The organism is Mycobacterium scrofulaceum (assembly GCF_002086735.1).
Lineage (GTDB): Bacteria > Actinomycetota > Actinomycetes > Mycobacteriales > Mycobacteriaceae > Mycobacterium > Mycobacterium scrofulaceum.
In genome coordinates, this window is the sequence record NZ_MVIJ01000042.1 from 39,164 (window position 1) to 52,009 (window position 12,846).

Below are 12,846 nucleotides of genomic sequence, written 5' to 3' on the forward strand. Positions count from 1 at the left end.
CCGGGCCTTACGAGCCTTGCGAAGCGGCTAGCGCTTCATTGAAGGTCTTGCTCGGCCGCATGATCGCCGTCGTCTTCTCGCTGTCCGGCTGATAGTAGCCACCGATGTCGACCGTCTCGCCCTGCGCCTCGGCGAGCTCGGCCACGATGGTGTCCTCGTTCTCGCGCAACGAGTCCGCCAGCGCGGCGAAGTGCTTGCGCAGCTCCTCGTCGTCGGATTGCCCGGCGAGTTCTTCCGCCCAGTACAGCGCCAGGTAGAACTGGCTGCCGCGGTTGTCGAGTTCGCCGGCCTTGCGCGAGGGGCTTTTGTTGTTCTCCAGCAGCTTGCCGATGGCGGCGTCGAGCGTCTTGCCGAGGATCTTGGCGCGCTCGTTGTCGGTCTTGATACCAATGTCTTCGAAACACGCTCCCAGGGCCAGGAATTCGCCGAGCGAATCCCAGCGCAGGTGATTCTCCTCGAGGAGTTGGTGGACGTGCTTGGGCGCAGAACCGCCCGCTCCCGTCTCGTACATCCCGCCGCCGGCCATCAGCGGCACGATGGACAGCATCTTGGCGCTGGTGCCCAGTTCGAGGATCGGGAACAGGTCGGTGAGGTAGTCGCGCAGGATGTTTCCGGTCGCGGCGATGGTGTCCTGCCCGCGCATCGCGCGCTCCAGCGTGTACCGCATGGCCCACACCTGCGGCATGATGTTGATGTCCAGGCCCTCGGTGTCGTGCTCCTTGAGGTACGCCTTGACTTTTTTGCGTAGCTCCACCTCGTGCGGCCGTTCCGTGTCCAGCCAGAACACCACCGTCATGCCGGAGTTGCGCGCCCGGGTGACCGCCAGCTTGACCCAGTCCCGGATCGCTTCGTCGGTGACGATCGGCATCCGCCAGATGTCGCCCTCCTCGACGTTCTGAGTGAGCAACACTTCCCCGCTGTCGAGGTCGACGATGTCGGCGACACCGTCTTCGGGGATCTCGAACGTCTTGTCGTGCGAGCCGTACTCCTCGGCCTGCTGCGCCATCAGGCCGACGTTGGGCACGGTGCCCATCGTCGTCGGGTCGAACTGCCCGTGGGTTTTGCAGAAGTTGATGATCTCTTGGTAGATGCGCGAGAACGTCGACTCGGGGTTGACGGCCTTGGTGTCCTTCTGCCGCCCGTCGGCGCCCCACATCTTGCCGCCCGCGCGGATCATCGCCGGCATCGACGCGTCCACGATCACGTCGCTGGGCGAATGAAAGTTGGTGATGCCCTTGGCCGAATCGACCATCGCCAGCTCGGGGCGGTGCTCGTGGCAGGCGTGCAGGTCGCGGATGATCTCCTCGTGCAGCGACGCCGGCAGCGACTCGATCTTGCTGTAGAGGTCGACCAGCCCGTTGTTGACGTCGACACCGAGTTCGTCGAAGAGCTCCTGGTGCTTGGCGAAGGCGTCCTTGTAGAAGACCTTCACGGCGTGGCCGAAGACGATCGGGTGCGAGACCTTCATCATGGTGGCCTTGACGTGCAGGGAGAACATCACGCCGGTCTCGTAGGCGTCCTGCATCTGTTCCTCGTAGAACTCGACCAGGGCCTTCTTGCTCATGAACATGGAATCGATGACGTCGCCGTCGCGCAGCTCGACCTTGGGCTTGAGCTCGAGGGTCTCGCCGCCCCGGGTCTTGAGCACCATCTTCACGTTGCGGGCACGGTCCAGCGTCATCGACTTCTCGCCGTGGTAGAAGTCGCCGTGCCGCATGGTCGCGACGTGGGTGCGCGAGGCCGGCGACCACTCCCCCATGCTGTGCGGGTGCCTGCGCGCGTACTCCTTGACGGCCTTGGGCGCGCGCCGGTCCGAGTTGCCTTGGCGCAGCACCGGATTGACCGCGCTGCCCAGGCATTTGCCGTAGCGGGCGCGGATTTCCTTCTCCTCGTCGGTCTTCGGGCTCTGCGGGAAGTCCGGGATCTTGAATCCCTTGCCCTGCAGCTCCTTGACGGCGGCGATCAGCTGGGGCACCGAGGCGCTGATGTTGGGCAGCTTGATGATGTTGGTGTCGGGCAGCTTGGTCAGCCGGCCCAGCTCAGCCAGGTTGTCGGGAACCCGCTGCTCCTCGGTCAGGTAGTCGGAGAACTCGGCGAGGACGCGGGCGGCGACCGAGATGTCGCTGGTCTTGATCTCGATGCCCGCCGGCTCGGCGAAGGCGCGCACGATCGGGAGAAACGCGTAGGTCGCCAGCAACGGCGCCTCGTCGGTCAGCGTGTAGATGACGGTCGGCTGTTCGGCGCTCACGGTCCCTCTCCCGGCGTGGAAAATCTTCGAATATCGGTCAGATATCTGGGGGGCTCAGCGTTCTTCCTGCCACGTTATCAAGGGCGTTTGGGCAGGTGTCGACCTGCCATTGGCACGGAGTCGGCACAGTAAGCTAATCTTCGTATTGGTCATGAGCGCCAGCATCAAGCCCCGGCTTGCTGGCCGGCAACCCTCCAACCGCGGTGGGGTGCCCCGGGTGATGACCAGGTCTAGTAGCCACAGGCTGCGCGGCAAGCGCGGGTCCGCCATAACGGACCCCTGACTAGAGGGGAAGACGTCATGTGCACACCTTCGGCTCTTTCTTCGGCCCTTTCTTGTTCGGCTCCTTCGGATCGGCTCATGTGTCGAATCGCGTGTCGTTGCTAACCCGCGGCTAACCCGCCAGCAACCCCGATACCCGATTCGCCCACCCCGAAGCAGAAAGCACACCCACGTGAGCCCCGACAACACCACCACCAGCACCACCAGCACCGACGCCACCAGCGACGACACCGATCCGGCCGCGCGCTGGTCGTTCGAGACCAAGCAGGTGCACGCCGGCCAGCAACCGGACCGGGCCACCCACGCCCGCGCCCTGCCGATCTACCAGACCACGTCGTACACCTTCGACGACACCTCCCACGCCGCGGCCCTGTTCGGGCTCGAGGTGCCGGGCAACATTTACACCCGGATCGGCAACCCGACCACCGACGTCGTCGAGCAGCGCATCGCCGCGCTCGAGGGCGGTGTGGCCGCGCTGTTCCTCAGCTCGGGACAGGCCGCTGAGACGTTCGCCATATTGAACCTCGCCTGTGCCGGGGATCACATCGTCTCCAGCCCGCGCCTGTACGGCGGCACCTACAACCTGTTCCACTACTCGCTGGCCAAGCTGGGCATCGAGGTCAGCTTCGTCGACGATCCCGACGACCTGGACGCCTGGCAGGCCGCCGTGCGGCCGAACACCAAGGCGTTCTTCGGCGAGACCATCTCCAACCCGCAGATCGACGTGCTGGACATCCCCGGCGTGGCCGGGATCGCGCATGCCAACGGGATACCGCTGATCGTCGACAACACCATCGCCACGCCGTACCTGATCCAGCCGCTGCAGCACGGCGCGGACATCGTGGTGCATTCGGCGACCAAATACCTGGGCGGGCACGGGGCCGCGATCGCCGGCGTCATCGTCGACGGCGGCACCTTCGACTGGACGCAGGGCCGCTTCCCCGGGTTCACCACGCCCGATCCGAGCTACCACGGCGTGGTGTTCGCCGAGCTCGGCCCGCCGGCGTACGCGCTCAAGGCGCGCGTCCAGCTGCTGCGCGACCTCGGGTCCGCCGCCTCGCCGTTCAACGCGTTCCTGGTCGCCCAGGGCATCGAGACGCTGAGCCTGCGCATCGAGCGGCACGTCGCCAACGCGCAACGGGTCGCCGAATACCTGGCCGGCCATGACGGTGTGCTCGCGGTCAACTACGCGGGCCTGCCCAGCTCGCCCTGGCACGAGCGGGCAAAGAAGCTGGCGCCCAAGGGGACCGGCGCGGTGCTGTCGTTCGAGCTGGCCGGCGGAGTCGAGGCGGGCAAGGCGTTCGTCAACGCGCTGAAGCTGCACAGCCACGTCGCCAACATCGGCGACGTGCGGTCGCTGGTGATCCACCCCGCGTCGACCACCCACGCCCAGCTCAGCCCGGCCGAGCAACTGAGCACCGGCGTCAGCCCCGGGCTGGTGCGGCTGGCCGTCGGGATCGAGGGCATCGACGACATCCTGGCCGATCTGGAGCTCGGCTTCGCCGCGGCGCGCAAATTCGGCGCGGACGCGAACAACTCGGGTGCCGACCCGCAAGCAGTGGCGGCGTTCTGAGGAGCCCGGCGATGACGATCTCCGACGTCCCCACCCAGACGCTGCCGGCCGAAGGCGAGATCGGGCTGGTGCACATCGGCTCGCTGACCACCGAGAGCGGCGCGGTGATCGACGACGTCTGCATCGCCGTTCAGCGCTGGGGCGAGCTGTCGCCGACGCGCGACAACGTGGTGGTGGTGCTGCACGCGCTGACCGGTGACTCGCACATCACCGGGCCCGCCGGGCCCGGGCACCCGACCGCCGGCTGGTGGGACGGCGTGGCCGGGCCGGGCGCGCCGATCGACACCGGCCGCTGGTGCGCGGTGGCCACCAACGTGCTGGGCGGTTGCCGGGGGTCCACCGGGCCCAGCTCGCTGGCCCGCGACGGAAAGCCTTGGGGCTCACGGTTTCCGATGATCTCGGTGCGCGACCAGGTGGAGGCCGACATCGCCGCGCTGGCCGCTCTGGGCATCGACGAGGTGGCCGCGGTGGTCGGCGGATCGATGGGCGGCGCAAGGGCTTTGGAGTGGATGATCGGTCACCCCGACCGGGTGCGGGCGGGGCTGCTGCTGGCGGTCGGTGCGCGCGCGACCGCGGACCAGATCGGCACGCAGACCACGCAGATCGCGGCCATCAAGGCCGACCCGAACTGGCAGGGCGGCGACTACCACGGCACCGGCCGCACACCGGACACCGGCCTGACCCTCGCCCGCCGCTTCGCCCACCTGACCTATCGCGGCGAGGAGGAGCTCGACACCCGGTTCGGCAACGATTCCCAGGGCGGCGAGGATCCGGGCCCCCCATTCGGAGGCGGTCGCTACGCGGTGCAGAGCTACCTGGAACATCAGGGCGACAAGCTGCTGGCCCGCTTCGACGCGGGCAGCTACGTGACCCTGACCGAGGCGCTGAACAGCCACGACGTCGGCCGCGGCCGCGGCGGGGTGGGCAGGGCCCTCAGCGGTTGCCCGGTGCCCGCGGTGGTCGGCGGCATCACCTCCGACCGGCTCTACCCGCTCCGACTGCAGCAGGAGCTCGCCGAGCTGCTGCCGGGCTGCGACGGGCTGCAGGTTGTCGAGTCCATCTGCGGGCATGACGGCTTCCTGGTGGAAACCGACGCGGTCGGCAACCTGATCCGCCAGACGTTGGATCTGGCCGCCAAAGCGGGCGCGGCAGAAGGCACGTGCCGGCGGTGACCCGCTCTCGCCACGACCGCTCCCTGTCGTTCGGTTCGGCGGCGGCAGCCTACGAACGGGGCCGTCCGTCCTATCCGCCGGAGGCCATCGACTGGCTGTTGCCCCGCGGCGCGCGCCAGGTGCTGGACCTGGGCGCGGGGACCGGCAAGCTGACCACCCGGCTGGTGGAACGCGGGCTGGACGTGGTGGCCGTCGACCCGATTCCCGACATGCTGGAGGTGTTGCGCACCTCGCTGCCGGAAACCCGGGCGCTGCTGGGCACGGCGGAAGAGATCCCGCTGCCGGACAACAGCGTCGACGTGGTGCTGGTCGCGCAGGCGTGGCATTGGGTGGATGCCGAGCGCGCCATTCCCGAGGTGGCCCGGGTGCTGCGCCCGGGCGGCCGGCTGGGCCTGGTGTGGAACACCCGCGACGAGCGGTTGGGCTGGGTGCGGGAGTTGGGCGAGATCATCGGCTCCGACGGCGACCGGGGCCGCTTCGACGTCGACCTGTCGGCGTCGTTCACCGAGCCGGAGCGCCACCAGGTGGAGTGGACGAATTACCTTACGCCGCAAGCCCTGATCGACCTGGTCGCATCGCGCAGCTACTGCATCACCTCGCCGACCGAGGTCCGCACCAGGACGCTGGATCAGGTGCGCGAACTGCTGGCCACCCATCCGGCGCTGTCGAATTCCGCCGGCCTCGCGCTGCCCTACGTCACCGTCTGCATCCGGGCGGCGCTCGCCGAGTAGCGAACGCTACGGTTCGTCGTCGCTGTCGTCGCGGTCGTCCTCGTTTCGGAGCAGTTTCTCGGGGTGGTGGAAGGTGTTGGTGCGGGGCTGGCCCCGATCCAAGCGCGGGGGTGGGATCCATTCGGTGTCGTGTTGGGTGTTTTTCCGGGTGGTCCAGCCGTCGGGTGTGAGCAGGCGGTGATGGGGTCCGCAGGCGAAGGTGAGGTTGTCGATGTCGGTGCGCCGGCATTGGGTCCAGTCGGTGACGTGGTGGACCTCGGAGTAGTAGCCGGGCACGGTGCAGCCCGGCGCCGAGCATCCCCTGTCCTTCGCGTAGAGCACGATTCGCTGGCCGGGGGAGGCGAGTCGTTTGGTGTGGTACAGGGCCAAGGGTTTGCCTTTGTCGAAGATCGCCAGATAGTGACGCGCGTGGCGGCTCAGGCGGATCACGTCGCTCATCGGCAGGATGGTGCCGCCGCCGGTCAGCCCACGCCCGGCGGCGGCTTCGAGCTCGGCCAGGGTGGTGGTGACGATGATGGAGGCCGGTAAGCCGTTGTGTTGGCCCAGTTTTCCCGAGGCCAGCAGGGCGCGGTTGGCCGCCAGCAGCGCGTCGTGGTTGCGCTGTGGCGCCGAGCGGGCGTCACGGTCGATCGCCTCTTGGCTGGGTGCCCCGTCGACGCAGGGGGTGTCGTCGAGCGGGTTGCACATACCCGGCGCCGCCAACTTCGCCAGCACCGCCTCGATGGTGGCGCGCAGTTCGGGGCTGACAGTGCCGCGTAGTTCGGACATGCCGTCGGGGCCTTGCTTGCCCAGCGTGAGCCCGCGGCGCCGGGCGCGGTCGTCGTCGGTGTAGGTGCCGTCGGGGTTGAGGCAGTCGGCGATATGCTCGGCGAGCTCGGCCAGCTGTTCGGGGCGATACTGCGTCCCGTGCGTGGCCAGGTCAGCCTCGACCGCTTGGCGGGTGGCGCAGTCCACCCAGCCGGGCAGCCGGTGAAAGAACCGCCGGATCACCGCCACTTGCCCGGTGCCCAGCCTGCCGGCGCGTTGGGCGGCCGCGGTCGCGGGCAGCAGCGGCTCCAGCGGTTCACCGGTCAACCCACGCCGCGGACCCAGATCAGCCGCCTCCTTCACGCGCCGGGAGGCTTCGGCGCGGCTGATCAACGTGGTCTCGGCGATCGCGTGCGCCAGCGTGCCGCCGAGCTCTTCGGGGGTGGCCTGGCGGGCCAGGGAATTGACCACCGGATGCTCGATAGCCGGCAGTTGGCGGCGGACCTGCTCGGAACGCTGCAGCATCGCCAGCTGCTGCCCAACCGTCATCGCGTCCACCGGCAACGCGCGGGCACGCGCCATGACCGCATCAAGGTCGTCGAACACCGCCTCGACCTCGGGATGACCACTGGGACTCATACCGCCAAACTAGCCACCCCCACCGACAAAAACGCCCCCAGAAATCACCACAGATTCACACTCGCGCAAAACGTTTCGCAAAAAACCCAGCTAGAAATTCAGCCCCGAGAACATCACCCGATTCGGGTCGTACTTCTGCCGCACGGTCGTCAGCCGCGACAGGTTCGAGCCGAAGTAGCGCGCCGGAGCGCCGTTGGCCTCCAGGTAGTTCACGTATCCGCCCACCGAAATCTGTTGCACCGCTTGGTGCGCGGAGCTCAGCCAGGTGTTCGCGGCGCTGACCTGGCTGCTGGAGGGTTCGACGTACCACTGCAGAACGGCCGCCTGATTGCGCCACGGGAACGCGGTGTCGCCCGCTGCCACGTCGGCGACAGCGCCACCGAGCGGGTCCACCAGGACCGACGCCTGTCCGGCGCCCGACGGCCACTGGCCGATCGCGGTGGCAATGGCATGCGCCGCAGCCGAATCCACCGGACCGATGACGTCGGAGCCGGCCACGAATGCGCGCGCCGGTGGCGTCGAGCTACCGCCCGCCAGGAACATCACCAGATCCGACCGGCTCATGGTCTTGTTCGATACCGAACTGGGTGCCACCCCGACCGCCGACTTGATCGCGTCGGCCACTCCCGACCCCGAGCCTGCGGGGCAGGTGGCCAGCACATGACAATTCGGCGCGGAGCCGACCATGAGATCGACGATGCCCCAGGTGTTTCGGTCCGCGGCGCTCAGCCAAGACTGCCAGCCGACCAGCACCTGCGTGGCCGACGCGGGCGGGAAGTCCAGGCGCACCACATCGCTGGATGCCGTGGCGAAGGTGGAGAACGTCATCGACGTCGTCACGCCGAAATTGCCTCCGCCACCGCCGCGGAGCGCCCAGAACAGATCCGGGTTGTCGTTCGCGGAGGCGGTCACCACGTCGCCGCTGGGCAGAACCACGGTGGCCGACTGCAACGCGTCACAGGTCAGGCCGGCGTGCCGGGCGTCGGGTCCTATCCCGCCGCCCAGCGCGAGTCCGGCGACGCCGACCGTCGGGCAGGTGCCGCTGGGTATCGCCCGGCCGGCGCCGGTCAGGGCCTGATGAATTGCATACAGGGTGGTCGCCGGCGTGACGGTGACCGTGTTGCCGTCGAAGTTGGCGCCACCGGGAAGCCCGCGCAGGTCCAGCACCAGGGTGCCGTTGGCACTGGAGGCGCCGACGTAGGAATGACCGCCACCGCGCGGGGCGACCTTGAGGTTGTTGGCCGCCGCGAAAGCGACCACCTTCTGCACATCCGCCTGCGACGAAACCGTCACCACCGCGGCGGGACTGGAGTTGTCGTAGAACGAGTTGAAAACCTTTTTGCTGGTGGTGAATTGAGTGGCGTTGGTCGGCAGCACGACGGTGCCGCCGATGGAAGACGCCAGCCCGTCCCAGCCGGCGGCGGCGTCCGCGGCCGCCCGCGCGGTACCCAAAACTGCGCCGGTGGCCAACATCCCGACGGCGCCCCGAAGGAATGTCTGGCGCGAGATGCCCCTTGGCAGGGCGGGGTCCAGCGGACGGCTGCGATTCGTCGTCATGTGCGGAGATTCTCAAACATTTCTCACGCAAAAACCCGGCGACGGCGCCCGTGTCAGGTCACAGTGTGGCTTCGATCCGCGCGGCGGGCGACCGCCCAATAATCGACGCCGCGGCCGCGACGAAATCACAAAACGCTTATTGTGCGAACATTTATCCCTCCGTGTCGCAAACGTGACAGTGATAGCTCAGAGTTCGTAACGTGATTCGAGTGCCTCCGGCGCACTCCACGACCGAGGGGGAGGCCGCATGAAGGCATGGGGACGAACGCACCGCTGGATCTGGCTGTTTCGGACCCAGCCGCTGACCGTTCGTCTGCTGGCCGCGGCCGCCGGGCTGCTGACCGCGGCATCTGCGCTGGCCGCGCCCGCCGGGGCAGACAACCCCGACGACAACTTCATCGACGCGCTCAACCACGCCGGCATCGACTTCGGCGAACCCGGAAACGCGATGTCGGTGGGCCAGTCCATCTGCCCGATGCTCGCAGAGCCGGGCGGCAACTTCGCCGCGGCCGCGTCCAGCGTCTCCGGGCGGGGCATGTCGCCCATGATGGCCCGCATGTTCACCACCATCGCGATCCAGACTTACTGCCCGGAGCAGATGGCCAACCTGGCCAGTGGCAACCTGTCGGGCGCGGTGCCGCAACTGCCCGGAATGGCCGGGCAGATCCCCGGCATGGGCGGGCAAATCCCCGGCCAGATCCCCGGCGTGGGCGGCCAGATCCCCGGCATGGCCGGGCAGATCCCCGCGGTGCCGGGTATCTAACCGGTGCCCAGCGGGTCGATGGTCCACGCGATGTAGACCATCGCGGTCGCGACCGCGGCCGTGGTGACGAAGTCGATCCCCTTGCTGCGCACCGCCAAAAGACCCGATCGATCGTCGGACAGCACCAGCCGCAGTGCGGCCGCCAGGCCGACGCCGATGCCGATCAGCAGCGAGCCGCGGCGCCAGAAGTTGGCCCCGACCAGCGCGAGCGCCGTGGCGAAGGTCAGGCCCACCAGCAAGATCGGCCACTGGGCCCTGACGACGGACCGCGCGCTCATCCCCGCTCGGCCAGCTCGACCACGTTGCTCAGCAGGAACGCCCGGGTCAACGGACCGACACCACCCGGATTCGGCGACACATGCCCGGCCACCTCCCACACGTCGGGATGCACGTCGCCGACCAGGCCGTCGTCGGTCCGGCTGACGCCCACGTCGACGACCGCGGCGCCGGGACGCACCATGTCGGCGGTCAGCATGTGCGGCACCCCGACGGCAGCCACGATGATGTCCGCCTGCCTGGTGTGCGCGGCCAGATCGCGGGTTCCGGTGTGGCACAACGTCACCGTGGCGTTCTCGGAACGACGGGTCAGCAGCAGCCCCAGCGGGCGGCCGACCGTCACACCGCGGCCGATGATGACCACGTGGGCCCCGGCGATCTCGACGTCGTAGCGCCGCAGCAGGTGCACGATGCCACGCGCGGTGCACGGCAGCGGCGCCGGAACGCCGAGCACCAGCCGGCCCAGGTTCGTCGGGTGCAGCCCGTCGGCGTCCTTGTTCGGGTCGACGCGCTCGAGCGCCGCGTTCTCGTCCAGATGCCTGGGCAGCGGCAACTGCACGATGTAGCCGGTGCATTCGGGGTTGGCGTTCAGCTCGTCGATGGTGTCCTGCAGCGTCGCGGTGCCGATGTCGGCGGGCAGGTCGCGGCGAATCGACGTGATGCCGACCTTGGCGCAGTCCGCGTGCTTGCCGCGGACGTAGGCCTGCGACCCCGGGTCGTCGCCGACCAGGATGGTGCCCAGCCCGGGCGTGCGGCCCGACGCGGTCAGCGCGGCGACCCGTTGCTTGAGGTCGACGAAGATCTCGTCGCGGGTGGCCTTGCCGTCCAGTGTGATTGCGCCCACGCCTGACAGTCTGGCACGACGGGCGTGTCTGGCGACGACGGCGGCCCACCCCGCGGGCACATCGCGAGACATAATCCAGTGCGAACGTCATCGGCGAGTCGTCCCCACTGGTTATGTGTCGCGGAGCGGGAAGCCGGCCACTGGTTATGTGGTGCGGAGCGGGAAGGCGGCTTCGCCGCGCTTGCGATCGCGATTAGGCTCCCGATATGCCTACCCCTCCGGACGTGTTCAGCCCGGCCAAGCTCGGCCCGATCACGCTGCGCAACCGCACCATCAAATCGGCGACCTTCGAGGCCCGCACGCCCGACACCCTGGTGACCGACGACCTGATCGAATACCACCGGCTGCCCGCGGCGGGCGGTGTCGGCATGACGACGGTTGCCTACTGCGCCGTCTCCCCCGGCGGCCGCACCGAGGGCAACGGGATCTGGATGCGCCCGGAGGCGGTGCCGGGGTTCCGCCGGCTGACCGACGCGATTCACGCCGAGGGCGCGGCGGTCAGCGCGCAGATCGGCCACGCCGGCCCGGTCGCCAACGCCAAATCCAACAAGGCCAGGGCGCTGGCGCCGGTGCGGTTCTTCAACCCGATCGGGATGCGCTTCGCCAAGAAGGCGACCCGCGACGACATCAACGACGTCATCGAGGGGCACGCCAACGCGGCGCGCCTGGCCATCGAAGCCGGCTTTGACGCGGTCGAAATCCACTTGGGCCACAACTACTTGGCCAGCTCGTTCCTGTCCCCGCTGATCAACCGTCGCGACGACGAGTTCGGCGGGTCGCTTGAGAACCGGGCGAAGGTGGCGCGCGGCATGGTAATGGCCGTGCGCCGCGCGGTGGAAAAGGAGGGCACGCCGATCGCGGTGACCGCCAAGCTCAACATGTCCGACGGCGTGCGCGGCGGCATCAGCACCGAGGAATCGCTCACCACCGCGAAGTGGCTACAGGACGACGGCGGCCTGGACGCGATCGAACTCACCGCGGGCAGCTCGCTGGTCAACCCGATGTATCTGTTCCACGGCGACGCGCCGCTCAAGGAGTTCGCCGCGGCGTTCAAGCCGCCGCTGAGTTGGGGCATGCGGATGACGGGCAAGAAGTTCCTGCGCGAGTACCCCTACCGCGAGGCCTATCTGTTGCGCCACGCCAAGCTGTTCCGCGCCGAGCTGACCATGCCGCTGATCCTGCTCGGCGGCATCACCAACCGCGACACGATGGACTTGGCGATGGCCGAGGGCTTCCAGTTCGTCGCGATGGGCCGGGCGCTGCTGGCCGAGCCGGACCTGATCAACCGGATCGCCGCCGACGGAGCCGCGCACAGCGTGCGCTCGGCGTGCACCCACTGCAACAAGTGCATGGCCACCATCTACACGCGAACGCGCTGCGTGGTCACCGGCGCCCCGGATGTTTTGGCGGGCAATCGAAGTTAGCGCGCCGGCGGTGATCGCCCCGCTAACGCACATTTGGGCCTCAGGTTGGCCTTTGGTCCACGAGTTACAGTTGGTTCGATGAGTGCACCAGCCCCGCCCGTCTTGACGGTTCGCTTCGACGGCTCAGAACGCACGTTCGCCGCCGGCCATGATGTGGTGGTGGGGCGCGACCTGCGCGCCGACATGCGTATCACGCACCCGTTGATCTCGCGCGCTCATCTGCTGCTGCGCTTCGACCAAGGCCGGTGGCTCGCGATCGACAACGGTTCGCTCAACGGCACTTTCGTCAACGGCCGGCGGGTGCCGGTGGTGGAGATTCACGACGGCCAGTGCCTGAACATCGGGAATCCGGATGGGCCGCAGCTGATCTTCGAGGTCGGCCGGCACCAGGGCATGGCGGGGCGCCCACCGCAGACCGAATCGATGGGCATACCGGTGGCGGCTCACCCGGGGGGGACGGCCTGGTCCGCCGCACCGGGCGGCCCGCCCGTCGCCGCCCCGCCCGGCCCGCCTCCGGGACCGGCCGGCCGGCCGCCCAACTGGGCGTCGCCGCCGCGCCGGCCGCACCCCGGCGCGCCCGGGCCCCGTCC

The 12,846-nt window shown here is 68.6% G+C and carries 11 protein-coding genes and 1 riboswitch; of the genes, 6 read left to right on the forward strand and 5 right to left on the reverse strand.

What is annotated here, in order from left to right:
• Window positions 1-7 precede the first annotated feature (7 nt).
• Window positions 8-2,248 carry an NADP-dependent isocitrate dehydrogenase gene (locus tag BST44_RS22370; protein ID WP_083179269.1) on the reverse strand — a complete coding sequence of 747 codons (2,241 nt, stop codon included), beginning with the start codon at window positions 2,246-2,248 and terminating at the stop codon, window positions 8-10.
• A gap of 147 nt (window positions 2,249-2,395) precedes the next feature.
• Window positions 2,396-2,512: riboswitch (SAM riboswitch) on the forward strand.
• A gap of 190 nt (window positions 2,513-2,702) precedes the next feature.
• On the opposite strand from BST44_RS22370, the gene BST44_RS22375 reads away from it, so the two are divergent.
• The 3 genes from BST44_RS22375 to BST44_RS22385 are packed head-to-tail and all read left to right on the forward strand — an operon-like array spanning window position 2,703 to window position 6,006.
• On the forward strand, window positions 2,703-4,103 hold the full coding sequence (locus BST44_RS22375) for a bifunctional o-acetylhomoserine/o-acetylserine sulfhydrylase (RefSeq protein ID WP_083179270.1): 1,401 nt from the start codon (window positions 2,703-2,705) through the stop codon (window positions 4,101-4,103).
• An 11-nt stretch (window positions 4,104-4,114) separates the two neighbouring features.
• Window positions 4,115-5,275, forward strand: coding sequence for a homoserine O-acetyltransferase MetX (gene metX, locus BST44_RS22380; protein WP_083179271.1), 1,161 nt, complete (start codon window positions 4,115-4,117; stop codon window positions 5,273-5,275).
• Entirely contained in the window at window positions 5,272-6,006 is a 735-nt protein-coding gene (locus BST44_RS22385) for a class I SAM-dependent methyltransferase (protein ID WP_065444836.1), read from the forward strand. The genes metX and BST44_RS22385 overlap by 4 nt, the downstream gene beginning before the upstream one ends.
• 6 nt (window positions 6,007-6,012) lie before the next feature.
• Here BST44_RS22385 and BST44_RS22390 read toward each other — a convergent pair whose 3' ends face one another.
• The gene (locus BST44_RS22390; protein ID WP_083179272.1) at window positions 6,013-7,392 is read right to left on the reverse strand and encodes an HNH endonuclease signature motif containing protein; all 1,380 of its coding nucleotides are present in this window, start codon (window positions 7,390-7,392) and stop codon (window positions 6,013-6,015) included.
• A 90-nt stretch (window positions 7,393-7,482) separates the two neighbouring features.
• Window positions 7,483-8,913 (reverse strand): FAD-dependent oxidoreductase, encoded by a 1,431-nt coding sequence (locus tag BST44_RS22395; RefSeq protein ID WP_083179282.1) that lies wholly within the window; start codon window positions 8,911-8,913, stop codon window positions 7,483-7,485.
• Window positions 8,914-9,196: 283 nt separating this feature from the next.
• Here BST44_RS22395 and BST44_RS22400 point away from each other — a divergent pair, with 283 nt between their 5' ends.
• Window positions 9,197-9,712: a DUF732 domain-containing protein gene (locus BST44_RS22400; RefSeq protein ID WP_083179273.1), complete on the forward strand. Its 516-nt coding sequence runs from the start codon at window positions 9,197-9,199 to the stop codon at window positions 9,710-9,712.
• Here the strand turns inward: BST44_RS22400 and BST44_RS22405 are convergent.
• A complete protein-coding gene (locus tag BST44_RS22405; RefSeq protein WP_083179274.1) occupies window positions 9,709-9,990 on the reverse strand; it encodes a DUF3017 domain-containing protein in 282 nt (93 codons plus the stop codon). The two genes, BST44_RS22400 and BST44_RS22405, sit on opposite strands and share 4 nt — an antisense overlap.
• Window positions 9,987-10,832 (reverse strand): bifunctional methylenetetrahydrofolate dehydrogenase/methenyltetrahydrofolate cyclohydrolase, encoded by an 846-nt coding sequence (locus BST44_RS22410; RefSeq protein WP_083179275.1) that lies wholly within the window; start codon window positions 10,830-10,832, stop codon window positions 9,987-9,989. The genes BST44_RS22405 and BST44_RS22410 overlap by 4 nt, the downstream gene beginning before the upstream one ends.
• A 206-nt stretch (window positions 10,833-11,038) precedes the next feature.
• Between BST44_RS22410 and BST44_RS22415 the strand changes: the two genes are divergently transcribed.
• Window positions 11,039-12,256 carry an NADH:flavin oxidoreductase gene (locus tag BST44_RS22415; RefSeq protein WP_083179276.1) on the forward strand — a complete coding sequence of 406 codons (1,218 nt, stop codon included), beginning with the start codon at window positions 11,039-11,041 and terminating at the stop codon, window positions 12,254-12,256.
• A gap of 78 nt (window positions 12,257-12,334) precedes the next feature.
• Window positions 12,335-12,846 (forward strand): FHA domain-containing protein (locus BST44_RS22420; RefSeq protein WP_142274643.1); only part of this gene is annotated, 512 nt, incomplete at its 3' end.

Excerpts from the sequence above, each read along its gene's own strand:
- BST44_RS22415 (WP_083179276.1), top strand. The coding sequence starts at position 11,039 with ATGCCTACCCCTCCGGACGTGTTCAGCCCGGCCAAGCTCGGCCCGATC.
- metX (WP_083179271.1), top strand. The coding sequence starts at position 4,115 with ATGACGATCTCCGACGTCCCCACCCAGACGCTGCCGGCCGAAGGCGAG.
- BST44_RS22400 (WP_083179273.1), top strand. The coding sequence starts at position 9,197 with ATGAAGGCATGGGGACGAACGCACCGCTGGATCTGGCTGTTTCGGACC.
- BST44_RS22405 (WP_083179274.1), bottom strand. The coding sequence starts at position 9,990 with ATGAGCGCGCGGTCCGTCGTCAGGGCCCAGTGGCCGATCTTGCTGGTG.
- BST44_RS22390 (WP_083179272.1), bottom strand. The coding sequence starts at position 7,392 with ATGAGTCCCAGTGGTCATCCCGAGGTCGAGGCGGTGTTCGACGACCTT.